Source organism: Mycolicibacterium psychrotolerans (assembly GCF_010729305.1).
Lineage (GTDB): Bacteria > Actinomycetota > Actinomycetes > Mycobacteriales > Mycobacteriaceae > Mycobacterium > Mycobacterium psychrotolerans.
In genome coordinates this window covers 1-24665 of record NZ_AP022574.1, presented here as the reverse complement: position 1 = coordinate 24665, position 24665 = coordinate 1, and the positions used below count along the sequence as shown (strand labels likewise).

General features: G+C 65.4%; 22 protein-coding genes. 11 read left to right on the top strand and 11 right to left on the bottom strand.

What is annotated here, in order from left to right:
• Positions 1–78: 78 nt before the first annotated feature.
• On the bottom strand, positions 79–1038 hold the full coding sequence (locus tag G6N45_RS00110) for a hypothetical protein (protein WP_163719638.1): 960 nt from the start codon (positions 1036–1038) through the stop codon (positions 79–81).
• Positions 1039–1259: 221 nt separating this feature from the next.
• Between G6N45_RS00110 and G6N45_RS00105 the strand changes: the two genes are divergently transcribed.
• Positions 1260–2216, top strand: a complete 957-nt coding sequence (locus G6N45_RS00105; RefSeq protein ID WP_163719635.1) for a mechanosensitive ion channel family protein — start codon at positions 1260–1262, stop codon at positions 2214–2216.
• A gap of 3 nt (positions 2217–2219) precedes the next feature.
• On the opposite strand, the gene G6N45_RS00100 is transcribed toward G6N45_RS00105, so the two are convergent.
• Complete coding sequence (locus tag G6N45_RS00100) at positions 2220–3230, bottom strand: TIGR03617 family F420-dependent LLM class oxidoreductase (protein WP_163719632.1); 1011 nt, start codon at positions 3228–3230, stop codon at positions 2220–2222.
• 376 nt (positions 3231–3606) lie between these two features.
• Here G6N45_RS00100 and G6N45_RS00095 point away from each other — a divergent pair, with 376 nt between their 5' ends.
• Entirely contained in the window at positions 3607–4134 is a 528-nt protein-coding gene (locus G6N45_RS00095) for a TetR/AcrR family transcriptional regulator (protein ID WP_163719630.1), read from the top strand.
• Positions 4135–4139: 5 nt separating this feature from the next.
• Here the strand turns inward: G6N45_RS00095 and G6N45_RS00090 are convergent, their stop codons facing one another.
• The gene (locus G6N45_RS00090; RefSeq protein WP_163719627.1) at positions 4140–8465 is read right to left on the bottom strand and encodes an nSTAND1 domain-containing NTPase; all 4326 of its coding nucleotides are present in this window, start codon (positions 8463–8465) and stop codon (positions 4140–4142) included.
• Positions 8466–8954: 489 nt separating this feature from the next.
• Between G6N45_RS00090 and G6N45_RS27910 the strand changes: the two genes are divergently transcribed.
• From G6N45_RS27910 to G6N45_RS27895, 4 genes are all read left to right on the top strand, one after another.
• A complete protein-coding gene (locus tag G6N45_RS27910) occupies positions 8955–10526 on the top strand; it encodes an N-acetylmuramoyl-L-alanine amidase (protein ID WP_246228822.1) in 1572 nt (523 codons plus the stop codon).
• Between the two features lie 165 nt (positions 10527–10691).
• Positions 10692–11300 carry a hypothetical protein gene (locus tag G6N45_RS27905; RefSeq protein WP_246228821.1) on the top strand — a complete coding sequence of 203 codons (609 nt, stop codon included), beginning with the start codon at positions 10692–10694 and terminating at the stop codon, positions 11298–11300.
• Between the two features lie 38 nt (positions 11301–11338).
• A complete protein-coding gene (locus tag G6N45_RS27900; protein ID WP_246228820.1) occupies positions 11339–12523 on the top strand; it encodes a DUF4682 domain-containing protein in 1185 nt (394 codons plus the stop codon).
• 50 nt (positions 12524–12573) lie between these two features.
• Positions 12574–12891: a hypothetical protein gene (locus G6N45_RS27895; protein ID WP_246228819.1), complete on the top strand. Its 318-nt coding sequence runs from the start codon at positions 12574–12576 to the stop codon at positions 12889–12891.
• A gap of 15 nt (positions 12892–12906) precedes the next feature.
• On the opposite strand, the gene G6N45_RS00065 is transcribed toward G6N45_RS27895, so the two are convergent.
• From G6N45_RS00065 to G6N45_RS00050, 4 genes are all read right to left on the bottom strand, one after another.
• Positions 12907–13197: a hypothetical protein gene (locus G6N45_RS00065; RefSeq protein ID WP_163719621.1), complete on the bottom strand. Its 291-nt coding sequence runs from the start codon at positions 13195–13197 to the stop codon at positions 12907–12909.
• Between the two features lie 254 nt (positions 13198–13451).
• The gene (locus G6N45_RS00060; protein ID WP_163719618.1) at positions 13452–17225 is read right to left on the bottom strand and encodes an nSTAND1 domain-containing NTPase; all 3774 of its coding nucleotides are present in this window, start codon (positions 17223–17225) and stop codon (positions 13452–13454) included.
• 202 nt (positions 17226–17427) lie between these two features.
• A complete protein-coding gene (locus G6N45_RS00055; protein ID WP_163719616.1) occupies positions 17428–17691 on the bottom strand; it encodes a TIR domain-containing protein in 264 nt (87 codons plus the stop codon).
• Positions 17692–17955: 264 nt separating this feature from the next.
• Positions 17956–18258 carry a hypothetical protein gene (locus G6N45_RS00050; RefSeq protein ID WP_163719614.1) on the bottom strand — a complete coding sequence of 101 codons (303 nt, stop codon included), beginning with the start codon at positions 18256–18258 and terminating at the stop codon, positions 17956–17958.
• A gap of 302 nt (positions 18259–18560) precedes the next feature.
• Between G6N45_RS00050 and G6N45_RS00045 the strand changes: the two genes are divergently transcribed.
• From G6N45_RS00045 to G6N45_RS00035, 3 genes are all read left to right on the top strand, one after another.
• Positions 18561–19235: a DUF5995 family protein gene (locus G6N45_RS00045; RefSeq protein WP_163719612.1), complete on the top strand. Its 675-nt coding sequence runs from the start codon at positions 18561–18563 to the stop codon at positions 19233–19235.
• Between the two features lie 328 nt (positions 19236–19563).
• A complete protein-coding gene (locus G6N45_RS00040; protein WP_197746862.1) occupies positions 19564–20337 on the top strand; it encodes a caspase family protein in 774 nt (257 codons plus the stop codon).
• On the top strand, positions 20334–20807 hold the full coding sequence (locus G6N45_RS00035; protein WP_163719610.1) for a hypothetical protein: 474 nt from the start codon (positions 20334–20336) through the stop codon (positions 20805–20807). Before G6N45_RS00040 ends, G6N45_RS00035 begins: the two co-directional genes overlap by 4 nt.
• A 38-nt stretch (positions 20808–20845) precedes the next feature.
• Here the strand turns inward: G6N45_RS00035 and G6N45_RS00030 are convergent, their stop codons facing one another.
• From G6N45_RS00030 to G6N45_RS00020, 3 genes are all read right to left on the bottom strand, one after another.
• Positions 20846–21571, bottom strand: coding sequence for a ComEC/Rec2 family competence protein (locus G6N45_RS00030; RefSeq protein ID WP_163719608.1), 726 nt, complete (start codon positions 21569–21571; stop codon positions 20846–20848).
• 126 nt (positions 21572–21697) lie between these two features.
• Complete coding sequence (locus G6N45_RS00025) at positions 21698–21937, bottom strand: ComEC/Rec2 family competence protein (protein ID WP_163719606.1); 240 nt, start codon at positions 21935–21937, stop codon at positions 21698–21700.
• Between the two features lie 11 nt (positions 21938–21948).
• Entirely contained in the window at positions 21949–22878 is a 930-nt protein-coding gene (locus G6N45_RS00020) for a hypothetical protein (RefSeq protein WP_163719604.1), read from the bottom strand.
• Between G6N45_RS00020 and G6N45_RS00015 the strand changes: the two genes are divergently transcribed.
• Both G6N45_RS00015 and G6N45_RS00010 read left to right on the top strand, forming a co-directional pair.
• Positions 22847–23206: a hypothetical protein gene (locus G6N45_RS00015; protein WP_163719602.1), complete on the top strand. Its 360-nt coding sequence runs from the start codon at positions 22847–22849 to the stop codon at positions 23204–23206. The two genes, G6N45_RS00020 and G6N45_RS00015, sit on opposite strands and share 32 nt — an antisense overlap.
• A 235-nt stretch (positions 23207–23441) precedes the next feature.
• Complete coding sequence (locus G6N45_RS00010) at positions 23442–23639, top strand: hypothetical protein (RefSeq protein ID WP_163719600.1); 198 nt, start codon at positions 23442–23444, stop codon at positions 23637–23639.
• 16 nt (positions 23640–23655) lie between these two features.
• Here G6N45_RS00010 and G6N45_RS00005 read toward each other — a convergent pair whose 3' ends face one another.
• Positions 23656–24408, bottom strand: a complete 753-nt coding sequence (locus tag G6N45_RS00005; RefSeq protein ID WP_163719597.1) for a hypothetical protein — start codon at positions 24406–24408, stop codon at positions 23656–23658.
• Positions 24409–24665: the final 257 nt, after the last annotated feature.

Here is a 24665-nt window from a genome sequence, read left to right as displayed (position 1 = left end):
CGCGTCGTGTCGTGTCCGTCAGTCAAACGTCATCTCTGACTTTTGACATGGTCGTCAGTATCGCGCGCTCCGGAGCAATCATCGCGCCATCGCGTGTAGGCGCTTCTCAGTTGCGCTCAGCAGGTCGTCGTCGATGTCCAGGTCCAGCGCGAGACCGCCCAGATGGATCGTGCCGGTGGCGTGTTCGAGGACGCGGGGCAGCGCCTCGATGATGTCGACGTACTCGCCGGTGAATTCGCGAAAGCTCTGCAGCGGCGCGTCGAGGAGCCGTGCGCAGTCGGCGATCACGTCGGTGTACGCCGACGGGGCGGACAGTCCACGGCAGTCTTCGGACAGTTCGAGCAGGCGTTCCTGGTAGTCCATCAGGCGATTCGCGATGTGCTCGATCGCGTCGCCGTCGGGTTCGGCATCACCGCTTTCCGACCCGAAGGGGGTCATGAACGCCGGGGCGTTCATGAAGTCGGCGAGCTGCTGCACCGTGGCCAGCATTTGGTCCAGAAGGCGGCTGAGCCTCGATGCCAGATACGACCCCGACGGCATGCGGACACCGCCCGACGCGGTGAATCCGAGCTCGCTGTCGCGCAGCCGCGGCAACACGGCGGAGGTGCGCTGCATGAGGACGGACGCGAACAGCGCTTGCGTCCACGCCTGCGGCTTGTCCCTCTTCAACGCCGCCAGCTCGCCGGCGGTGGTGGCCATCCTCGCGATGGGGCGGTCATCGTGACGCGGCGGTTGCGAGACCGCGCGTGTCGCGGCATCGCCGTCCTTGCCGTAGATGGCGCGGCTGTCCCCAAGCAGCGTCCACCGGCGTTGCCGCTCGGCGCGCAGTCGGAGCTCGTCCTCGCGGCGTTCGGCGAGCCGTTGACGTTCCTCGGCGCGCCTGATGGCGGCACGGCTCGCGTAGTAGATGCCCACTGAAATTCCGATGACGGCCGCCGCACCGACGATGAACCAGAGGTACTCGACGATCAGGCCGAGCAGGAACAGCACGCCGAGGACGCCGACGAAGCCGCCGCCTCCCGAGTCCCTCCTGGCCATGCGCAGACAATACGAGTGGGCACCGACAAGTCATGAGTTCCACTTTTTGCAGCGAAAGTGCGAGTAGCCGTCTGCACAACGTGGATCCCGTCGCGGGAGGCTGCGGCGCTCGTGTCGGGCGCATGCCGCACCTGCCCGCCGCCGATCGACGGACACGTCAAAGTGGTTCAGCCGCTTCATGATTTGCATTCGGCCCAGTGGGTAGCCCTACGGTCGAGATGATGGACGTATACAACCTCGCCTTCGAATGGACCGAAACCAACCGGCACTGGCTGCTCGAAGTTCCCATCCGGATCGTTGCGTACATTCTGGTCGTGCTCGTCGCACGGTATGTGCTGCATCGGATGATCGATCGGGCCGCCACCGGCAGATCCCGCAAGAATTCCGCGTCGGATGACCAGGCGCCGGCCAGGAGACCTCCGCTGCTGCGCGGCCTGCGCGAACGTGGGCAGTCCTCCGCCGCAAGTGCCCGAGCCGCCGAGCGCCGCCAGCAGCGCGCGAAGACCATCGCATCGGTGCTGAAGTCGACCGTCTCGATCGTGCTGCTGATCTGGGTTGCGCTGGGCATTCTCAACGTGCTCGGCGTCAACATTGCGCCGTTCCTCGCCTCGGCCGGCGTCGTCGGCCTGGCCATCGGCTTCGGCGCGCAGAACTTGGTGCGCGACTTCGTGACCGGCGTGTTCATGCTTCTCGAAGACCAGTACGGCGTCGGCGACACCGTGGACCTCGGGGACGCCGTCGGCGACGTCGAGAGTGTCGGCCTGCGCGTCACCACGGTGCGCGATATCGACGGCACCCTCTGGTACGTGCGCAACGGCGAGATCGCCCGCGTCGGCAACATGAGCCAGGACTACGCGGTCGCCCGCATCGAGATACCGGTCGCGCCCACCGCCGACGTCGAACGCGCAGAGAAGGTCGCCCTCGACGCCGCCCACGCCGCTATCGACGACCCGAAGATCGCCGCCAAGGTCCTCGGCGAACCCGAGATGCTCGGTGTTCAGGAGGTGCGGTCCGACCAGGTCACCCTGAGGATGACCGTCAAGACCCGGCCCGGCGTCCAATGGTCGGTCCAGCGCCGCCTGCGGCGCGAGATCCTGCGCGCCTTCGACGAGAACGGGGTCGAACTGCCCTATGCGGGGCGGCTCCTGGCCGCGGTCAACGGTTCCGCCGGCGAATAGCGCTCACGAAAGGCGCCGCGCCACTTCCCCGTACCGCTCGAACCACTCGCGGTCGGCCAGCGCGTTGTACAGCACCAGGCGCGTCGCGAGCCCGTCGTACTTCGCCCGCAGCGCGTCAAACAGGCCGTCCCACGTCGACTCCGTCGCGAACGCCGCGATGTGGTCGTCAGTGATCTGCGCGGCCATACCGGCGAAGTCACCGGCCTTCTGCTTCTCCCGGATGCGCGCCGTCGTGCCTTCGAATCCGGCCTCGTCCCAGATGAACGCGTAATTCGGCGTGCTGCCGTAGAAGCTCATGCTGGCCCGGACCAGCTCGCGTTCCCGATGTCGTTCCTCGTCGGTGTCGCCGACGATCGTCATCACCGGCACGATCACCGCGACGTCGTCGGGGGAGCGGTGCGACTTCTCCGCGCCGGCAGCGCGATTGGTCAGCACGTGGCGCCGGATGTAGCCCGGCTCGCCCAGCGGGTGCACATGGATGCCGTCGGCGACCTCGCCGGCCATCCGCAGCATCCACGGGTTCACGGCCGCGATGTCGACCTTCGGATCAGGTACGTCGATCGGGCCCGGACTCCACTGCGGGGTGATGAAGTCGAGGCTGTAGAAATCGCCGCGGTGCTCGAGCTTCCCGGTGCGGAACGCCGCGAAGCACGCCTTCACCGCGAGCACGTAGTCGCGCAGCCGCGGCCCCGGATGTTCGAAATCCACGCCGTAGCGCCGGACCACGTGCGTGCGCACCTGCGTGCCCAGACCCAGCCGGAACGCGCCGCCCGAGGCCTCCTGCACCTCCCAGGCCGTCGCCGCCGTCACGAACGGACTGCGCGGGAACGCCACCGCCACGCCCGTCGACAACTCCAGCCCCGGCGCCGCCTGTGCGGCCACCGCCGCGTTGAGATACGGCGTGCGCCCGGTCTCGGTGAACAGCAGACCCGAGAACCCCGCGGCCTGCGTGCGCCGGGCCAGGTCGCCGACCTCGCGCAGCGGCTGCGGCATCGTCATCGCGTCGACCTGCACGGTCGAACCCTACGCGGCGAGCCTCTCCGGGATCTCGAGCTCGGGCTCGACAGGCGTGTCCTCGACACCGCGATAGCGCTGCAGATACCGGTCGACCTGCGCGTCCCGGATCGGCTTCGCCCACGCGTGCTTGCCGACGCGACCCCGCGATCATCGCCGCGATGAACACCACCAGCGCCGTGCCGTAGGCCACCGCCGCGGCGCTGCCGGTCGCCAGGGCGTGCACGAACAGGCCCAGGGCCACGAACGTCAGCAGGAAGTTGAAGTAGGCGAACGTCGCCATGATCTCTCCTCTCGTCAAACGCTACGCTTACCGTAGCGATACGCTCAGTGTAGCGTTTCTCGCGACCGGGTTATTCCAGGCGAGGGAGCAGCGATGACGGCGAGGCGCGACGTGGACCAGCGCATCGCCGATGCGACGCTGCAATTGCTGCGCACCCGCGGCCCGCGGGGAGTGACGGTCGAGGCCGTCACCGCCCGGTCGGGGATTGCGAAGACCACGATCTACCGGCGCTACCGGGACCGGCGCGAGATGCTGTCCGCCGCGCTGGAGCGGCTGACGACGACGCAACCGCCCGGCGCGGACACCGCACCGCGCGACCGGCTGTGCTGGGTGATCGAGCACGCCGTCGAGGCGGTCGACGCCGGCATCGGCTTCGGCGGCTTCGCGGCCCTGCTCACCGACGAGGACCCGGAGTTCACCGAGGTGTTCCGGAGCATCCTCGCCGGTCAGCGCGCGGCGCTGGAGCAGGTGATCGAGGACAGCTGGCCCGGCGTCGACGCCGCGACGCTGATCGACGCGCTGGTCGGGGCCTACACCGCCGAGCGTGCCCGCACCGGGTCGGTCGCCGACGGCTGGGAAGTGCGGCTGTTCGAGCTGTTCTGGCCGGTGGTCGAGCGCTGAGACGATTACCCCGGCTCGTTCGGCTTAGGGCAGGGGTCTTGATAGTCGATGTCGGGTGATACCCATTCGTCCCACTCGGCGCGGCTCATGGTGGATGTGACCTTGTCGCAGAGTTCGTCGCGCCAACGGTTCGGGCCGGGCCAGATCATCCATCCGTCTTGTCCTCGGGACACGATGTGGTTGCCGCCGACGGTGAAAGCCAAGCTACTGATGGAATCACCGGAGCCGGTCAGCGGGTTGCCGATCGGCCTGCCGGTGCGAGCGTCCCACAATTGAAGTTGTGACGTTCGCGTGTCGCCGGACACGACGTAGCTGCCGTCCGGGTCGAACGCCAGAGCGACGATCGCTGAATCGGCGGACGGAGCGGTGATCCACGGTTCGCCCACCGGTTTTCCCGTCGAGACGTCGTACAGGCGCAGGCCCTTGATCGTGGCGACCACCATCCGCTGTCCGTCCGGACTGATGGCGGCGGCGAAGTAGGGGCCATCGCCGTCCTGATTTGCGATATCCATCGGGCGGCCGCCCGCGTGAATCAAGGGGGTGCCGGCCAATTGGCCGGTGCCGGCATCCCATACCCGCACCGCTGACGACGTCGCCTCGGGCGCGTCGAAGACGTTGCCTGTCCTCTCTATCTTGTCGTCGACCGTGTCATCGCTGGTCACAAAATGCATCGGTGACACGGTGATCAACCGACGCCCGTCGCCGGTGAACCCGATTGTGGACACCGCATCCTCGTCGACGGGCAGTACGGTGGCGTGGGGTGGACTCGTCGTGAGGTCCCAGAGCCTCGGATCGGACCCCGAGACATTCGCGGCAAGTCGATGCCCATCCGGACTGAACCACAGCCCGAGTGTGGCCGCGGGTGAGCCGGTCAGGGAGGGGCCAGCAGCCGCACCGGTCTGCGCATGCCACAGCCGCACTGTATGGTCGGCACCGCCGGCGGAGGCGATCACCTCACCGTCCGATCTCCAGGCCAGCGCGGAGACCGGGCCGTCGTGGCCGGTCGCAATCGTACGGAAGCGCTCGCGAGTATCCCTGTGCCACAGCGCGATGTCGGATTCGTTGTCGACGTCGCGGGTGGCCACGGTGTGTCCGTCGGGACTGACGGCCACCGGTAGGAATCCCGCACCGGCCACGCCGGGAAGCCAGTCTCCGATCGCCCGGTCGGGTTCGGCGGACCACACGTGGATCGTGTTGTCGCCGGCGCTGACGATGTGGGTGCCGTCTTTGTCGTCTGCGGTGTAGGCCACTCGGATGACAGGGCCGGTATGGCCGCGCAGGGGCGACCCGACCGTCGCCCCGGTGTCGGCGTCACACACCCGTACGGTGCCGTCGGAGGCGCCGATCGCGATGCGTCGGCCATCCGGGCTGAAGGCCAGATCGTTGACCCCGTAACCGAAGTCCGTTACTCCGTCGACGACGGGCTGACCGGAGGACGCATCGGTTACGCGCAGCTGCATTCCGTCCTTGGGGTTCGCGGTAGCTTCGGTGCCCGTCGGCGCATCGCTCGGGTCGGTGCCCACCAGGTAGCTCAGTGACGCGATGCGTTTGCCGTCCGGACTGAACTCCACGTCGATGACCGAGCCCTGGTGCGAGGGCAGCGGCGGCAGCCCGGCCTCGAGTTGGCCGGTGCTGACGTTCCAGAGTCGCACGGTCCCGTCCGCGCCGCCCGTGGCGAGCCGGCCGCCGTCGGGGCTGAAGGCTACATCCAGTACCTGGTCATGGGCCGGAATCGGAGCGCTCTTCGGTGTGCCGGTTGCCACATCGAACAGTTGGATCGTGCCGTCGCGGTATCCGACAGCCTGCAATGCGCCGTCGGGGCTGACCGTTCCCGCGAGGAAGTCGCTTCCAGGCGCATTCTGCACCTGCACGGCCGCGCCGGTGTTGGCGTCCCACATGCGCGTGGTCCCGCCCTGTGTCGACGAGGCGATCCAGCTGCCGTCGCGGACGTACATGGCCCCCGCCTTCTCGGTGTGCCCTGTCAACGGTTCGCCGACCGGACGGCCGGTTGCCAGATCCCACTGCCGGATGAGGCCGTCTTCCCCGGCGGACGCAGCGCGCCGACCGTCGGGGCTGACGTCCATCCCGGAAACGGGCGTCGGCAGGGTGAAGATGTGCTCCAGTCGACGGGTATCGGTCAGCGTGTTCAGAAGCGACTCCGGATCTGATCGGGGCGGCGACAACTGCTCGGCGGCCGCCATCTGCAGGATCGCGCGCCTGTCCCCACCCGGCCCGGCGTCGCCGAGCATCTCACGTGCCTCCACGACCAGTTTGGCCGCGATCGCCTTCTTTTCGGCCGATTTTGCCTGCTGCTGACTGATGACCGCGAAAGCGGCGACGACGGCGATGACCGCCAGCAACGCGGCCAGTACCTGCGAGCGCCGCCGCAGCGAACGGGCGTGCGCCTCAGCCGCTAATTTGTCGGCCTCCAGTTTGCGGTTGACCTTCTGTCGCGATGCGCGCAAGAACTCGCCGGCCGGCTGCAGCCGGGCACCGAAACCTGTTTTATCAGTCAAGTTTTCGGCCCGGTCCAGGCGTGTTCCGTCGAACAACCAGTCGTCGTGGCGGCTGCTGCGCTCCCAGGCGAGTGCGGCCCGTTCCACCGCGTCGGCGTCGCGGAGATCGGTGGATTCGTCCCGCAGCCACTGCGCCAGTTCGTCCCACTGTCGCAGCAGACTCTCCAACGCCACTTCGACCACCACCTGGCCGTCGCGTTCACCTTTGACCAGCAGCCGCCGGCCGACGAACGCGTCCAGCAGCGAGTGGCTCTCCCCGGGCAACTCGGCCCAGCGGGCGATGCGCCGCATCGGTTGATCAGTGTCGCTGTTGACCGTCGCCAGCCACGGAATGAAGGCGTCGTGCAGCCGTCGCAGTTGCTCGGCGCGCTCGGCCGGATCCGCCGACAGCAGACTGTCGACTTCGTTCTGTACTACCCGGCGCATCCCTCCCATCGCCTCGTAGTGCTCTACCGTGATGGGGTCCCGGCTGCCGGCGTAGTCCTCGTAGAGCCGAGACAGGGTCAACGCCAGCAGCGGCAAGGTGTCGGCCCCGGCGGACGCGTCCTGAACGAGACGGTCTACCAGGTCGGGGGCGACGGTGAACAGGTGACCGGACTCCGCGGCCCGGCGAGCGGGTCCGCACATGACCTCCGTGAATTGTGCCTGCGGCATCGCCTTCAGCCGGTCGAACAGGCGGGTCTGCACCGCCGAGAGCTGCGGCGCGGTCTGCAGCGATTCGTAGCGGTCCGAGCGGATGGTCGCCACCACAATGGGGTTCGGGCCGCCCGGATCCGCATCGCTCAGCAGCAGGCCGAGCAGATCCAAGAACGCCGGTCCCTCATCTGCGGCGTCGACCCCGAAGAGCTCCTCGGCCTGGTCAACCGGCAACACCAAAGTCGGGGGTGCCGTCGACGCCGGCGCATCGAGCCACCTGGTGCGAGCGGCGGCTGCCGCCTCGGCCAACCAAGCCCGGACGGCGGCGGCACTCATGGCGTTTTTGATCTCACCCAGGCTCGGCCCGGCCAGGCCGACCTCGTCCCGGAGGTCATGAATCGAGCGGGCCAGACCGGTCTCCCCGGTCAGGGCGTTACGACCGGGCCGGACCGGGGTCATGGGCAGGAATCGCCGGTCGTCACGATGCAGTCGCGGCAGCAGGCCGGCTCGTAGGAAAGATGACTTGCCGACACCGGACGGTCCCAGGATCACGAACATGCGCTCGGGGCCGGCGTCGCGCATCCCGCGCAGCTCGTCGAGTGCCCGCACGATCTGCGCGTCGCGGCCGAAATACACTGCAGCATCGACTGACTCGAGCGGCCGCCAGCCGCGATAGGGCGAGCGGTCCGGGTCTCCCGGTGGCGGCCATGCGAAGCTGTCGGCGCCTATCCCCACCGCCCGCAACCCCGCCAGTAGCCGTTGTAGCCCGTCGTCGGACAGCCGCACCGGCGGCCCGCCGTCATCGAGGTCGACCTCGGTGGCCGGGCCGGCGCCGAACAGATCACACCGCTGCCACGCCAGGGTGACGTCTTCGTCGGGGAAGTCCTCGATGCGCGCGCAGAAGATCGGCTTGTGCATGCCTTCGGCCTGCCGGTACTCGGCATGGCATTCTTTGGAGCTTGCCCAGCTGCGTGACAGCAGACAGATCACCGCCTCGCAGCGAGCGTTCACCCGCCACAGCGCCTCGGTCCATCTCGCCCCGGTCTGGATGCCGGTCTTCGGGTCGATATCGAGATAGATCTCGTCGAGCAGGCCGGGTTCGGCCCGCTCGAGCCAGCGCTTCAACGCGAGTGCCTGGCGGTTGTCCCTTCTCGAATGACTCAGAAAGATCCTGGACATCGGCTCACCGCACTACCTGCGGACCGGTGGTGCCACGTTCTGCATCGACCCGGCAGACCAGGACCGGTTCCTGTTGGCCCTTCGAAGTAATCATCGGCACGTCCTTGGCGCAATGGGCGGACGCCCAGGAGGCGCCGTAGTGACATTGAAGTACGGCATCGCCCCGCTCGCGTCAGTATTCGACTACTGCGTGCGGTGAACAGGTGCGACAAGCCAGCTGCGCGTCGGTCATGTGCAACCCCCAACAGCCTCTGCTCCCGGCCGGATTCAAAGGCAGCCTACGTCGCGCGGAGTCGGCTGAAGTTAGGTAGTCGAGTACTCATGTGCCCGCGCATCTCCGCCCCTACTCTTTGGAACAGCACATCGGCAACGGGGAGATGACATGTCGAGACGAGACACGAAGGCCGAGGTCCCAGCGATCCGTCAGCGGAACCGAGGTCACCTGGTCTTCGGTGCGTTCGCCACGATCCCAAGGCGAGGTGATCCGCGATGAGTTGGGTCTCGTTCGAACCGCGACCGATGCGTTCCCGGGAAGAGATTGCGCGGATAGTCCACGGTGTTTCGCTTCGGCGCGGACTCGACGAACTCGCTACTGCGATCGCGCTGATGACGATCGCGGTGGAGAGCGGAAGTAACGGGCATTGGTGGTGTCCTTGGAACGCGAAGGACTCGACGTCGCGGAATTACCAATTCGATTCACAATCTGATGACGGGTTCAGCGTCGGCTATTTCCAGCAGCAGAACCGCCGTCCCGGCGAGACGCCGTCGGGAAGCGATGACTGGTGGGGACCGATGCGATCCCGGATGACCTTGGAGGACGCCGCCGACCAGTTCCTCGCCCGCCTGACACACGATTGGCGCAGCGCTGCAGACAATCCCGCGCTGGCCGGCCGCTTCGCCCAGGATGTTCAGGGTTCGGGTTTCGGCGAGCGTTACCAACAACACTGGGACGAGGCATGGGACGTCCTACGCCGAGCCCTCGCCGAGGCAGCCGTACCGGAGCCAACGCTGGTGGCGAAGAAGTCAGGAGAAGTGATGGGATTTGTCGGGGATCCGGTGTGGCTGGAGGATGTGCTGCGCGAAGCGCTCGGCGATCGCCTTGTCGTCGAACCGGACTGGGAGAAGCGCGGGACCGGTGGCGCCATGGGCGATGTCTGGGGGGTGATGATCCATCACACCGGAAATATCAACGAAACCGTCTCGGCGATACGAGACGGAGTTCATCAGCCGGGCGGCTTCTTGCCAGGCCCGTTGGCGCAGTGTCTGATCAAGCCAGACGGTACATGTCACCTCATCGCGGTGGGTCCGTGCAACCACGCCGGCCGCGGCTCCTACCAAGGCGTCGGCACCGACTGCGGCAACCGGCGACTGATCGGATTCGAATGCTGCTGGCCCACTCCGCGGCCGGAACTGCCCGGCGGGTGCGACACATGCGAGCCGTGGAGCGCGCCGCTCATCATCACCATGCGCGACGCCACGGCGGCAGTGCTGACGAAGCTGGGTTACAGCTCAGAGCGCGTCATCGGGCACAAGGAGTACGCCGGTTCCGCTCAGGGCAAATGGGATCCAGGAAACCTGTCGATGGACTGGTTCCGCGGTGAGGTCCAAAAGGATCTGGACGACGCGGTCTTCCCCGGGGAGCAACCCATGCCCGCGCCCGAACCGGATCCCGACCCTGTTCTGCCGCCCAAGCTGCTTCCGGAGCCCAATCCTCGATCCGATCGTCAACTATTGGAGGAGATCTGGGATCAGTTGCGAGGACCCGGCGGAAACGGTTGGCGACAACTCGGCGGCAACACTGTGGTGGATTACCTCCACGAAATCGGCTGCTTCGCTACCGACCTACGCCATCAGCTCGACGAGCTCTCGACCATGCTCGAGGCACTGACCACGCGAGGTCTGTCCACCACACCGAACGGCTCAACGGCTCCCAGAAAGGCCGCGGCCAAGAAGGTACCCCCGAAGAAAATCCCGGCCAAAAAGACGCCGGCGAAGAAAACCGCGGCCAGTGCGGCGACCAGGAAGCCACATGCCAAAAAGCCGGCCAAGAAGACCAGCTGAGACGAGTCCCGCACCTGCCGCGTGAGGCGCGGACCAACGAAGGATCGAAGCGATGGCAAATAATCCGACAACGAGGGGTCGATAATGGCCAGGGATGCGTCTGGGAATTGGATCGGATATGGCCCGGGAGACAGTAGTGCCGAGGTCACGAAGATCGAGCGACGCATGCTGGCGGCCTTCCCGGCCAACAGCCACGCGAAGGCGCTCGGAGTCAAGGAAGACGAGCAGTACACCGACGAGACTGCAGCAGCGGTGAAGGAACTCGCGAAGTTCATCAACAACGATCCCGATCTCCTGGCGCGCATGGCCGGTGGAATGCGCCTCGCCCGAGCGGAGGACCTTGGCATCGCGGATCTCGCCTTCCGCAGAGCAATTGGTGCATTTGTCCCTCCGGATGCCGCCATCCCGCCGACCCTGCGGGGCCGGTACCCGATCCAGGGTGTCTGGGCTGACTCACGCGCCTTCCTCAATCCACCGGAGGCACACAGCTTCGAGAAGGCAACCGACCAGTTCCGCGATGAATTCATCCGGCTGTACCGGGCGATGGCGGGCACGCCTATCTGGCTGATCGGATACTCGATGGGCGGAGTCTCGGTATGCAAAAGCCTGAACGCATTGCCGTCGGACTGGCGGCAGTTCGTGGCAGGCGTAACCACCTTCGGTGACCCTGCATGCCGGCCGAAGGCTCCCTGCTCGGCAACGATGACGGGGAGGGAATCTCGAAAACGCCGCAACCGGAATGGGTTCGCGACCGCTACTGGTCCTACAGTGTGACTGGGGACTGGTATCCCCGTGCGCGGGGACTACTGTTCGTGCTGTACGAGATCTTGGCCAAAGCTGAACTGACGGTGGATTTTGCGGCCTTCCTGATCCGGATGTTGGTGACCCTGCCGGGTCGCATTCTCACCGGCGAGGCCGACGCCGGTGATGATCCGGTCGACCAGAACCTCCACGGCGTCCTACGGCCGCTCGCGGGGGCCATCACTACGGGCAACGACAATGTCATCGGCGCCTTCCTCAATCCCTTCCAGACATTGTTCGCATTGCGCTCGGTGATCTGGCTGATCTTCGATGCGGTGAAGTTCGTCGCTACCCAGGCCCATGGGATGTACGCTGACCCGCGCTTCGCCCTCTGGGGCGGAATGACCGCTGTAGACCACGCCACGAGCGTGATTCGGCGGACCGCCCCAAGGTTGCACGTTGTTCCTCTTGCCGGGCACGTGGAGCAACTGGGATCAGCTCTTCCAATTCGACGTCGCAGCCCGACTCCAGGGCGCATGAGTACTTCCCATCCGCGGGCGTGGCGCACCGTGGGGGGACGGGCGACAGGCCAGGCGTCGACTCCTGCGAACCGATCCCTGAGTCCGGCGCCGAGCACATCGCCTGGCCCTGCCGAGGCGGAGACCGCTGAGATGCCCCCTCGGCGGCCTCGACATCCGGCCGAGAAAGAGCACAGCGCTCCCTGGAGGCAGAGTGTCTTTCGCCGCGTCCTCGCGCTACAGGGCGAACTGGAACGCCTCAAACACGACGGTCGGCACGATGAAAGCCGCGTTCGAACCGTCGAGGTCCTGCTCGACGCCGCCGAGGATGCGGCGACAGCCGACGTCGGTGTGGCGAAATGGTGGTGGGGAACAGAGGTCGAACGCGCATGGGCAGCCCTGCGCGAAGCCGAGGAACGCACCGTGTACCTGCTGCCCGACGGTGACATAGGTGCACGCGCTGCAGCAGTCCTCGCTTATGGCAGGAGACACCTCGCCGGTGACGATCCACGGCTGATGCTGCTCGATCGCCTTCGGTCAGCGACGGTAGCGGGAGGTGACCCGCCGTTGGCGCCGCTGCGCGCGTGCATTGCGGAGGTTCTCCGAGCTCACACCACCTTGCCGACGGCAATCAACAACAGGCCCGCTACTTTCGGAACCGGCTTCTCATCGCCTCAGCGTTCAGCGGGCTGTTCGCGGTCCTCATTGCCGTTGCCCAATGGTTGCTTCCCCAAGTAAACGTCATCACTTCGCCTGCAGATTGGCACGGCACCGCCTGGGTCCCGCTGGTGACGGTGATGCTCTTCGGGCTGTCGGTGCGCTGTTCACGGCGATACCAGCAATCGCCAAGATCCCCACCGACTTCGGTCCTTTCAATCTGCCTTCAGCAAGCCTTGCTCAAGATCGTCTTCGGTCCCCTGGTCGCCGTGATCGGCCAGGCGGTTCTGGGATCTGGAGTTCTCACCGTAGCTGTACCGACGACATGGCCGGCGACCTTCTTGTCCGCCGTTGTCTTCGGGGCGGGCCAACAAGCCGTCACGCGCTATGTCGACCAACGCGCCGGCAAGATACTCGACGTCGGCACGGACGGTGCATCGGTGAATTGACTCGCGCTCTACCTCCTACAGCCGGTCCATCATCCGCGACATCGCCGCATCCTCGATGAAGTCGTAGTGCTTCGGGTATCTACGCCGCCGGGCAGGTCCTTCGGTCGTCTCGGCGCGCACGAACAGCGATCGAACCGTGCTCCGGAGGTTGCGCCGGACCCGGGGGCTTGTCAGTGCTGCAGCCGAACCGATGAGGACCTGCTGCTCGGTGATCAGCGTCGGCGGCTGCGCCGGTGCTGTGGTGACCGGGACTTCCTCGGGCTGGACTCGGGGCGAGACGTTCGGACGTGTTGCCAATTCAGTCATTTCAGTGCTCCTGCTCAAAGTATTCGAACGCTTGGCCCTACTGGACCTGCATGCCTCAAAGCTATGAGCCGGCCAACGTGACGTCGCGCGTAGTCCCTACTCGTTTTCCCGGCCGTCTCCTCGTGGAATACGCAGAGTTTCACCACGTCCATACTCAGGGAGGTATGTCACAGGGCCTGAGCAGGACATATCCTGCGGCCGCTACCTTCAACAATGACCGGTGGGGTGACAGTTGACAGCGCCCACTGCGCCAATCAATGGTCGTCTGAGGCCACAGGAAGGTCGTGGCAGACCGGCTCGTAGTCGATGTCGCGAGACACCCAGTCATCCCACTGGTGGTGGCTGGGATTGGCAGTCAGTTTGCTGCACAACAATTCCGGCCAGGCTGCCGGTCCCGGCCACACCCATACGGTCGCATCTTTGCCGCCGGAGGCAATGCGCTGTCCGTCGGCGCTGAATGCGACACTGTAAACCTCGTCAGGTGCTACGACGGGAGGTCCCATCGGCTCGCCGGAGTCGTTGTTCCAGAATCGCACACCGTGGTCGACGCTGCCCGTCACGAGACGGTCGTCACTGGGTCCGTATGCGATGCTGAAGATCCAGTCGGTGGTGCGCATCGTGCCGACGGGATCATGTGAGTCGGTATCCCAGAAACGCAGCACCTTGTCGAATCCGGCGGACACGATGTGGTGCCCGTCAGGGCTGAACGCCACGCTGCGAACGATGTCGTCATGGCGCAGCGGCGGGCCGATCGGTTCACCGTTGTCGGCGTCCCAAACCCGCACGGTACCGTCATCACCGCCGGACGCGATGTGCTTGCCGTCGGGGCTGAATGCCACACTCCGGACGACACTTTCGTGCCCGACAAGCGGATCACCGATACGCTGCCCAGTGTCGGCGTTCCACAGAAGGAGCGTGTGGTCGGCGCCGCCGGAGACCAGGCGGTGGCCGTCTGGGCTGAACGCCACGCTGTACACGGCATCGGTGTGGCCCGCCAGAGGTTTGCCGATCAGTTGCCCTGTGTCAGCGTTCCAGATGCGCACGGTTTCGTCGCCGGTGCCGGCGCCTGAGGCGATGCGGTGCCCGTCTGGGCTGAATGCCACCGTGTTGACTGCATCGGTGTGGCCATGGAGGGGTCTCCCGATCTGTTTTCCGCTGTCGGCGTCCCACACCCGCACGGTTCGGTCGTCGCCGCCGGAGGCCACCCGGCGGCCGTCAGTGCTCAGTGCCACGCTGCGGACGGGACCGCTGTGGCCGGTGAGCGCCATCCCGACAGGCGCATCGGGGTAGCTTGTCCAGATACGGAAGCTGCGGTCATCACTGGCTGACACGATGCGCTCGCCGGTTCGGTCGAACGCGGCACTGGAGACGGGTTCGACGTGACCCGTCAACGGGCCGGCGATTGCGGTCCCATCATCGGCGTTCCATAGCCGAACCGTCTTGTCACGGCTGGCGGAGACGATGCGGTGACCATCGGGACTGAATGCCACCGACCGGACGATGTCAGTGTGACCCACGAGCGGCGTGCCTATCTGTTGCCTGTCCGCGACGTTCCACAAACGAATCGTTCTGTCGGCGCTGCCCGAGACCAGGCGGCGCCCATCGGGGCTGAACGCCACGGATCGCACAGCCCCGTCGTGTCCTCTGAGCGGCTCACCGATGGGGGAGCGTGAAGTGCTGTCCCACAGCCTGATCGTGCCATCGCCGCTGGCGGAGGCGAGTAGGCTTCCGTCATTGTTGTACCCGACGCTCCACACTGAATCACTGTGTCGAGCGAGGGGAGCACCGATCGGTTCGCCATTGTCGGCGTTCCACACCCGAACCGTCGCGTCCTGGCTTCCAGAAGCGATCCGGTGACCGTCTGGACTGAAAGCGACACTGCGGACCGCGTCGGTGTGGCCACTCAACGGGCGCCCGACTGGTGTGCCGGTGTCGGCATTCCAGATGCGGAGTGTGTGGTCGTCACCCCCGGAGGCGATGCGGTGACCGTCTGGGCTGAATGCGACACTGCGGATAGCGGCGGTGTGGCCGGTGAGCGGTTCTTCGATGAGTCGGCCCGTGTGGGCATCCCACAGTCGCACGGTCGAGTCAGCGCTGCCCGTGACAAGGCGGTCGCCGGTCGGATCGAAGGCCGCACTGGTGACTTCGGCATTCTGCTCGATGATCTTGTCGGTGTCGCTCCGGGAGGTGATCGCCAGCAGTTGTGCGCTCTGGTCGGCGGCCGGCGAGACCCTCGGTGCGGCAAGGATTTCCTGCAACGCCCGGGTGTCTCCACCGGGGCTGATCCCAGCGAGGATGGCTTGCCCCTCAGCAGTGAGTCGTAGCGCTACCGCGTCGTGGGTCGCCGAGTTCGCGCGGTGCGAGGCCGAAACGGCTGCGAAGAACCCGGCAGCCGCGACGATGGCCACGACCAGCGTGATCGCCAGCACGGCACGCAGCACACGCGAACGCTTCCGTAACACCGCGGCATGGGCCTGTGCTTGCTCGCGCGCCGCCGCTTCAGTAGCAGCCAACTTCTGGGCGGCCAAGACTTTCGCTTCCCGCAGTCGCCTCTGAGCTTCCTCGTCCTTGTCCTCACGTTCCTGCGAGGCATCGAGGTAGTCGCGGATACCCGAAAGGCGCTCGCGAAAATTACTGTCGCGGGCGAGGGTCTGGGCTTCGGCGAGTCGAGTTCCCTGCAGCAGCCAGGCGTCGTCACGGTCGTTGCTGCGCCAAGCATGGGCAGCAGTTCCCAGAGAGTCGGCAGCCTTGAGTTGTTCGCGGGCGTCCGACAACCACACCGCCAGTTCGTCCCATTGACGCAGCAGACTTTCCAGGGCCACTTCAACGGTGATCTCACCCGCGCGATCGTCGCGCATCAGCAGGCGGGCTCTGACGAACTTCTCGATGAGCGGCCGGCTGTCTTCTGGTAGGTCCGCCCACCGCGCCAAGCGTCGAACCGGTTGATCGTTCTCCGGGTTCACCGTCGTCAACCAGGGTACGAATGCTGAACGCAAAGAACGATATTCAGCAGCTCGGGTACGGCTATCCCCGGACAGCAGCTTGTCGATCTCAGAGCCCACGACGCTACGCATCCCACCCATCGACTCGTAGTGCGCCAGTGTCAGTGTTCGGACCGTGGCGTTGCCGGCTCCCGTGTCGGCATAGTCTTCGTAGAGACGAGCGAGCGTGAGCGCCAGCAGCGGCAGCGTGTCGGCGCCTTCGGTGCAGTCCTCGAGTAGCTGATTGACCAGAGCTTCATCGATAAGCAGGGGATAGCCGCCTTGAGTCGCTCGTTCTGCCGGCCCGGTGATCACCTCTTTGAATTGCGTGCGCGGCATCGGTTTGAGCTCATCGAATACGATGGTGTGCAGCGCGCTGAGCTGAGGCGCGGTCTGCAGAGCAACGTAGCGGTCGGTGCGGATCGTCAGCGCCACGATCAGTCCGAGGCCACCGCCGTTGGTGGCGTCGCCGCTTGCGGTACCGAGTGCAGCGATCAAGTCCAAGAATCGTTGTGCCTCGGGACCGGCGTCGACGCTGAACAATTCCTCAGCCTGATCAACGGGCAGCACCACGGTGGGAAGTGGCAGTTCCCCTTTTTCGACGAGCAGTCTGGCGCTCGCTGCGTGTTGGATCTCGCGGAGCAGTGCTTCGAGCGCGCCTACGCCTGCTGCGGTACACGCCTGCTTGATCGCCCCGAGGGTCGGGTCGGTTAGATCCAATCGCGACCGTGCTGCGTGGATGGCGCGGGCCAGACCGGTGTCTCCGGTCAGAACGCTGGATTGAGGTCGCACGATGTCGAGCACGACGAACTCGCGGTCGTCACGGATCACTCGGGGTAAGAGACCGGCGCGCAGAAAGGACGACTTCCCGGTGCCGGACGGACCCAGAATCGCGAAAACGGTCTCCACCTTGGTGCGGCGCATACGCCGCAGTGCGTCCAGCCCCCGGAGTATCTCGGCGTCGCGCCCGAAGAAGATCGCCGCGTCGGCGGCCTCGAGCGGTTCCCAGCCGCGATACGGCGCGCCGCGGGTCGTCGGCGGGGCCACCCGAAGGAGTCGGCCGCAATGCCGGATCCGATGATGCCTTGGCGCAGCCGGTGAAGACCCTCCGACGAGAAGTTCACGAATCCGCCGTCGTCCACCGCGATGTTGGTGACGGAGCCGGCGCTGCACAGGTCGATCTGTTGCCATTCCCGGGTGGGGTCATCGCCGGCGAGAGGTGCGATCAGCACAGTGAAGATGCGCTTGTTCAGGTACTCAGCGAATCGGTACTCGGTCCGGCACTCCGGCGAGTCCTCCCATTCGGGGACAGTAGGCATATCACCGCCTCGCAGCGGCTGCTGGCCTGACGCAACGCCTCCTTCCACCGCTGACCACCCTGAATCCCCGTGTCGGCGTCGAGGTCGAGGTAGATTTCTTCGGCTAGCGGAGGGTTCTGCTCGATGAGCCACTGCCGCAGGGCAATCGCCTGCCGATTATCACGACGCGAGTGGCTCAGGAAGATGCGAGGCATCGTTCACTTGCCGCGTCGACTGTCGCGCCGATCCCTGCGCTGACCTGTCTGCATGTGCGTCTTCCCCCCGTGGTATGCCGCCACACGAGAATAATCCGCGTGTCCGACGTGCACCAGCGATTGGCATTCGCGGGAGAGGCGCACGGACGTGGCCTTCTCGGCGCAATCGATGTGCCGCAAGGCATGGCGGATCCATTCATGCGAAGGAGTTGAAGGACTTCGAACGTCGCCGTCCGATAGACGGAGAAATTTTGCCCGTTCTACTCAGGCCGCGGCGCACACCGCATCTATGGTGAGCGATCCGGTTCCAGCCAGCGTGGGCTCGTTCTGTAGCTCGTTCAGATCCCAAAGGAGCAGACGAGCCTTGACTGCCGGTGCCCCGCTTCTACCGGCCACCCAGTTCGCGGCATCGTCCAGGGAGCTGACGTGCGAGAGGTCCCACCGATCCTTCGCCTGGCATGCAGTTTCGAGGAGGATCTCCTTCTTCTCATCACTCGTGTTTCCGAGCTGCGAGTACATGCCGTTGATCCGCGTCGTTACGGCACGCTCGTCCAGCGACCCGTCCACAGCGCTTATCTCGTGTGCCAATGCCCGGACAAAGTTCTCAGCTTGCACTCCGCGGGCCCCACAAGCGGTCAGGCCGCAAGCAGGCACAGTCATCAGCAGGACGAAGCGGGGGAGTGCGCGGAGTCTCATCACAGGCGCCCTTCTTGCGGTTCTGGCTCATCGGTGTGAACTATCTTTGTGATCCAGGCTTGGAGTCTTCTTGAAGGTTCGACATCTCTGTGTCAGTACCGGCCAGTGCAGTAAGGAAGAGCGCTTAGTGCCCAACGTCTGCGAGCGATGCGCAAATCTGCTGTGATCAAGACATGACGGTGTCGACCGTGGCCCAGGTGGCGGCCCGCATGCAACAAATCGCTGCTGAGACGCCGCGCCCTGATGGTGCTCATGTTTTCAACGATGTCTACCTGCGAGTGACTCGCCAGATCGGTGAACGGCTCGATTCCGGTGCATTCTTTCGGGACGACGCATTCATGTCCGACATGACGGTCCGCTTCGCCAGCTTGTGGTTCGACGCGTACGACGCCGGTGACCGGCCGCCTGCGGCCTGGGAGCCCTTGTTCGCGATGCGAGCCCGGCGCGGCGTGCTGCCGATCCAATTCGCCCTTGCCGGCATGAACGCGCATATCGAACACGACTTGCCGATTGCAGTAATCAACACCTGCATCGCACACGGACGGAATCCGACCAGTCCAGGGCTGCGTGAGGACTACGACAGAGTCAACGACTTGCTCGCCGCGGCCGAAGGAGAGATCCGCCGATCATTTCTTTGCGAATTGGAGCAGGCCGTCGATGACCACCTCAGTCCTGTCGCTCATCTGGTCAGCTCCTGGAGCATCGAGAAGGCCCGCGACATTGCCTGGGTGTCCTTGGAAACGCTGTGGGAATTGCGCTGCCTACAGCGTCTCTACAACGCATACGCCGACGGGCTGGCTTACACCGTCGGCATGGGCTCGCGGCTGCTCCTGACCTCCATCGACTGAGAGAAGCGATCATCCAGAGGAGTGGTACATAAGTCGGCCTAGCCCGGCGTCTGCTGAACCTGCGGTCGAAAACCTGCCGAAAGAAGCCGCTGCGCGGCAGGATCGAAGAAGCACCATCGCACCACAGGGGGGCACTTCATGAAGCGAGCGCTACTGGTCGGCATCAATCACTATGAGAACTTCGCTCCGCTGTACGGCTGCGCCAACGACGCCGCCGCACTGCACCCGTTGCTGGCCAGGAACGAGGACGGCAGCCCGAATATGGATTGCCGACTTGCCGTGGCGCGCGACGCGGCCGAGGCGATTCCCCCGCGAGGGCCTGCAGCAGATGATCGTGCAACTGCTTTCGCCTGGCGTCGACTTCGCGCTGCTGTACTTCGCCGGTCATGGGGCGCAAACCGCCGGCGGCGGAGTCACGCTGGTGACCTCGGACGGCACACCCATGACACCGGGCCTGCAATTCTCAGACATCATGGCGACCATCAACGCAAGCGCAGTATCGGAAGTCACTGTGATTCTGGACTGCTGCTTCTCGGGCGGGGCGACCACTGTGGAGGCTCTCGGCAGCGGTCTTGCGAACCTGCGCACCGGTTTGGCGGTGCTCACCGCCAGTCGCGGCGATCAGGTCTCGATGGAAACGGCCGATGCCCGCGGTGAGTTCTCCGTGTACCTGCAGGGCGCGCTCGACGCAGGTGCTGCCGACGTTCTCGGCCACGTCAACGTGGCTGGGCTGTATGCCGCGTTGTCGGAATCCTTTGGGGCATGGGATCAGCGGCCCACCATCAAAGCCAACATCGACCGGCTGCACGACATCCGGACGTGCAACCCACGCGTGCCACTGCACATCATGCGAAAAATGATCGAATGGTTCCCCACCCCCCACCATATTTATCAGCTCGACCCCACCTACGAGCCAAGCAACCAGAAGGAACGTCACCCCAACGAGCAAATTTTTGCCGGCCTGCAGAAGTTCCGCGCCTGTCTGCTGCTCGAGCCGGTCGGCGAGCAGCACATGTACTACGCCGCCATGAATTCCGCCGGCTGCCAGTTGACGCCGATGGGCATGCACTACTGGACGCTGGTGAAAAACGGCCGGATATGACGCGGATCGGGGTCACCGGCCACCGAACCCTTCCCGCCTCAGCGATCGACTTCATCACCCAAGGCATTCGCGACGTGCTTTCCCCGTACGACTCGTTCATCGGATACAGCTGCCTCGCCGCCGGTGCTGACCAACTCTTCGCCACCGAAGTCCTCGCTGCCGGCGGGAAACTTCACGTTGTCCTTCCATCCGCGGGATACGCGACGACGTTTCATGGCCCGGATGCGACTCGCTACCGGCAACTGCTCTCGGCAGCGTCCGATAGGACCGAGCTGACGTTCCCGGCGCCGAGCGCGCCGGCGTATCACGCTGCCGGCCGGCTAATCGCCGATCTCAGCGATGTTCTCGTTGCGGTCTGGGACGGCCGGGCCGCACGCGGTGAAGGCGGCACTGCCGACATCGTGGAGCACGCCCGCAGCCTTTCCCGCGACGTGCGGATCATCTGGCCGGCTGGAGTCACCAGGGAATGACCTGGCCGCTGAACCGATGCCTTGCGCGTTCGGTAGGCCTAATGGATAGCAACTGTGATCCCGTGATCGCCTTCATCGGAAGGGTGCTTGGCCGTGTACTTCTTCGCTTCCTGTCGCTGCGGATCACACCAGGGCTTGGTCTGCTCGGAAAGGTAGTTGAACCACAATTGCGGATCGCAGTCGGCGGGCAGCGCATTGAGCAGGGTATCGATCGCGCGGGCGTTGGGATGACCGAAGTACTTGCCGTTACTGGAGATCGCGAACCGCTCACAGGCAACGGCTTCGATCATTTCGTCGGTCATGTTCCGGATGCTCCCGTGATGCGGCAGCGAACAACGCCACATCGACCGGTGTGCCGCCGGGGTAACGACCCGCGCGTCCACCAGGACGCCGGGGAACGCGTCACCGGAAAGCAAGATGCGGTGACCGTCGTAGTCCAGGATGACCGCGATGCTGCTGCCGTTGGCGACAGACGAATCGCTCCCCGGAGGGTCGTCGGACTCGCCGAGGACGTCCGGAGCCGGCTCGTCGCCCAAGGTGTCGACCGGTTGAAGGCGCTTCTGCTCAGCCAGCTTGGTCAGCGCCGTGTCCGTGTCTCCGGTGGCGAATCCCTCCTTGGCGACGATGTCGACCCACCGCGCGCCGAGGGCTTTCAATTCGCTGCCTGTCGGCGACACAACATGCACGCGGGCCCCGCCGGCCAGAGTGGCTGTCGGCAACTCGCCATCTGGGGACGAAGATGGCTTCGCCGTCGAAGGCGCCATTCCACCGCTGTCCGGAGTGGGTGAGCACTGCCTGGAGGTATTCGCCCTGCCGTTCGTCGAGCAGGTCACCGTCATCCAAAGCGGCGTTGATCTGGCGCGTGCCGTTGAACCACACGTCGTCGAAGGTCACACCCAGATGCCTTTCCTGCAGGAGCCGCAAGATCCCTCGATGTGGTCTGCATCGACATGGGTGATGATCAGCAGTTCGAAATGTCGGTCTGTCGGATCGAGCCGTTCGATCCTGGCCCGCAGATGCTTGTAGCTGTAGTAGGGGCCACCGTCGACGAGTACGCGGCGCACGGGATCGCCGTATTCGATCCACAAGCAGTCACCGTGACCGGCCGGCAGCATTTCGACAGAGAACATCTCGGTTCCTCTCAGACGGTGAGGCGATAATCGGCGTCCCCGAAGGCGTTGAGCGCCATGGCCATCAGCGACCCCTCGGCGAGCCCGCTCGCGCGTGCCCGCCGCAACAGTTCGCCGAGCGGCTGAAGACCTGCAGCGGATTTGACCGCGGCGACGAGTTGGGCAGCGACCGGACCGGCCTGCCGGCCGAGCACCGTTGACGTCGTCCCGACGACCACAGATGCTCGGTGCTCACGGAACATTCGGGCAAAGGTTGCCTGTTCGGCTCCCTCGGACGCCGTCAGGCATCCGAACAGGAAGACCACCGGACCGGGATTATCTGACGTGGTATCGACGCATCCCTCCTCGATCTGCGTCAGATGCAGATCGCTGTCGGCTCCGATCTGCATGCTCCATTCGCCGCGACGGTCGTCGAATCGTGCGTGGCCCAGCACGATGAGCAGGTCAGGTTGATGTCCGGTGATGACAGTCCGCCAGGCTTTCCAATCGGTGATGGGTCCGTCGAACGGAAGCCCCGCATCCTCCAGGGCCTGGGAGATCCTGCGCGACGGTGGAATGTAGGTCTCCGGGGCGCCCCTCGGCGCCCGGTCGGCCTTGACACTGAGTGCTACCGCTGCTCGTTTCAGTGGAACCGGTGTGCGTCCGGCGATGTCGCCTCGGCGCAGTCGCGCTTGTGCTTGCCGCTCCGCGTTGCCTACCGCGTTGTGCCGTTCGATCACCTTGCTCAATCCCCAGAAGCCCAACGGGCACAGGGTTCCGCCGTTGACGGCGTCGGTGAGATGGCACCGTGGGCAGACGCCGGTGCTGATGCCGTCGGTCCATTCCGTGCACAGGGTGAAGTCCTCGGAGGGACTCGGCAAGTCGTAGATGAACTCGTAGGGGAGTTCCGGAGCAGCGTCGCTGAGGCGGATGGCCTGGAGGAACTTCTCGTCTGACCGCATCGCGTTGCTGTTGGTTGGGGAACATCGCTCGCAGCAGCAGGAAGCCCTGCACCGCCAGGTATTCGAGAAGCGTACGGGCGCGCGGATCGTTCAGGTCGGCAACCTCGTCGAGTTCGACAGCCATCTCCCCGAGTTTGGTGGCGATGCGACTGCTGGCGTTGCGCATTTCCTCTTCGCGTGGCTCGATGAGAAAGTCCCCGGAACTGGAGTAGACAGCCGGCTTGGCGTCGAGTTCGACGGTGGCTCCGCCGGCGGAGTGCGTATCGAGCCCCGCCATCGGGTGGAATTCGCCATCGACGATGAGACTGAGTTGTTGCCCTGCTTGTGAATCGGTGTCGCTGTCGAGGACAGGTCCGGACAACACGGCGCTCTGGATGGCTCGCGAGCGGTGCCACACGGTGAGGCGGCCGCCACTGTGTAACCGTCGGCTCGATGTCGAGCGGAAACATCGCGTCGGCGGTCGAGCCGCTGACCGGGAGGTGCAGGGGTCGCCGAGCGATGTCACCTGTCTCCGGCTTCAGCGTGATCTCCAGTTCCCAACCGGACGGTCCAGGGTCTCCGAGTTGTGTTTCGTCGAGTGCGACGTCGGCCACCAACCGGGTAGGGCCGAGGGGGCCGATGCCGACCACCACCATCATCGGCTGGTTTCGGAGGAAGCCGGATCCGATGCGGGGCCGAGTGCCGTCGGCGTGGCGCCGATGAAGGGCAGTTTGCAGGAACCTGCTGACGCCGGCGGCACCGGCGTGATGGCGATCGAGTGACTCGATGACCGATTGATCACCAGCCAGTGCCGCCGCGATCGCCGCACCGCCCGGCTGACGGACCCATCGTTGGTACGCCTCGGTGCTGCCGACCAGGTCGTGCAGTGTCGAGGGGGGGAGTCGTGTCGGTGGGACGCGCGGCGGCGGCAGCATGGCACCGGGCCCGCGACACTGGACCGCGAGGATCCGACGAGCGCGGTCGTCCCTCGGTGTACGCCGGCACTGACGGTCGGGGAGAATCGAGGTCGATCCCGGCGACACGTGCTGTGGCAGCCACATTTCGCAGAAACGCTTCGAGCGGCGCAACGGCCAGCGCGTCGGAGTTTCCCTCCAGAGCATAGGGACCCGAGGCGCGCAGCGCATCCTCGATAGTGGCTCCACGGGTCAATTCGCGGATGAAGCCGAAGACGCGATCGAGGGCGACATCCGCTCTGGCGTAACCAATGGCTCCGACGCTCCGCGACGCGGCAACCAGCGCGCCGTCGATTCCGCGGACGCCGTGGCCAAGTAGGAGGACGAAATTGGCCGACACCGTTGTGGCTTCCCTCAGGCTGCGTAGCTCGGACTCTCGGACCACGATGATGTCGCAGCTCAGACCAGTCACGCCGAGCGTCATCACTCGCAGCGGCACTTCAGCGCCACCGTTGTCACCATGGCCAGCATGAAGTGTGGTGACATCGATGCCGGGAAGGCAGCCCACTCGAAGAGGAAAGCGCCAGTCCGGCTCAGCGTCGAAGACCGGCGGCTCGATGACGCCCGCGGTGCTCACCGCGTGCTCGCTGGCGACGGCCAGACCTCATGGACGGGTCCGGCGACCCCAGGACGTGATACGCCGGCCACTGTCGGCTCATCAATGATGCTCACCATGCCGTCCCTCCGGTTGTGTACGTGTGGCGAGGCGAACCTGCAGCTCCGTGAGGTCCTCGCCGCTCGCTCCTGAGCCGCGCCCATCAGGGCGGCGGATAAGGGCGTGGCCGTCGCCAGTCGTCGCATACGTAGTGGGGCACGTCGGGGAGCCGTGCCCCA

Coding starts and splice junctions, on each gene's coding strand:
- G6N45_RS00110 (WP_163719638.1), bottom strand. CDS start 1,038: ATGGCCAGGAGGGACTCGGGAGGCGGCGGCTTCGTCGGCGTCCTCGGC.
- G6N45_RS00105 (WP_163719635.1), top strand. CDS start 1,260: ATGGACGTATACAACCTCGCCTTCGAATGGACCGAAACCAACCGGCAC.
- G6N45_RS00095 (WP_163719630.1), top strand. CDS start 3,607: ATGACGGCGAGGCGCGACGTGGACCAGCGCATCGCCGATGCGACGCTG.
- G6N45_RS00090 (WP_163719627.1), bottom strand. CDS start 8,465: ATGTCCAGGATCTTTCTGAGTCATTCGAGAAGGGACAACCGCCAGGCA.
- G6N45_RS27910 (WP_246228822.1), top strand. CDS start 8,955: ATGAGTTGGGTCTCGTTCGAACCGCGACCGATGCGTTCCCGGGAAGAG.
- G6N45_RS27905 (WP_246228821.1), top strand. CDS start 10,692: ATGCTGGCGGCCTTCCCGGCCAACAGCCACGCGAAGGCGCTCGGAGTC.
- G6N45_RS00065 (WP_163719621.1), bottom strand. CDS start 13,197: ATGACTGAATTGGCAACACGTCCGAACGTCTCGCCCCGAGTCCAGCCC.
- G6N45_RS00055 (WP_163719616.1), bottom strand. CDS start 17,691: ATGCCTCGCATCTTCCTGAGCCACTCGCGTCGTGATAATCGGCAGGCG.
- G6N45_RS00045 (WP_163719612.1), top strand. CDS start 18,561: ATGACGGTGTCGACCGTGGCCCAGGTGGCGGCCCGCATGCAACAAATC.
- G6N45_RS00040 (WP_197746862.1), top strand. CDS start 19,564: ATGATCGTGCAACTGCTTTCGCCTGGCGTCGACTTCGCGCTGCTGTAC.
- G6N45_RS00035 (WP_163719610.1), top strand. CDS start 20,334: ATGACGCGGATCGGGGTCACCGGCCACCGAACCCTTCCCGCCTCAGCG.
- G6N45_RS00030 (WP_163719608.1), bottom strand. CDS start 21,571: ATGGCGCCTTCGACGGCGAAGCCATCTTCGTCCCCAGATGGCGAGTTG.
- G6N45_RS00025 (WP_163719606.1), bottom strand. CDS start 21,937: ATGTTCTCTGTCGAAATGCTGCCGGCCGGTCACGGTGACTGCTTGTGG.
- G6N45_RS00015 (WP_163719602.1), top strand. CDS start 22,847: ATGGCCTGGAGGAACTTCTCGTCTGACCGCATCGCGTTGCTGTTGGTT.
- G6N45_RS00020 (WP_163719604.1), bottom strand. CDS start 22,878: ATGCGGTCAGACGAGAAGTTCCTCCAGGCCATCCGCCTCAGCGACGCT.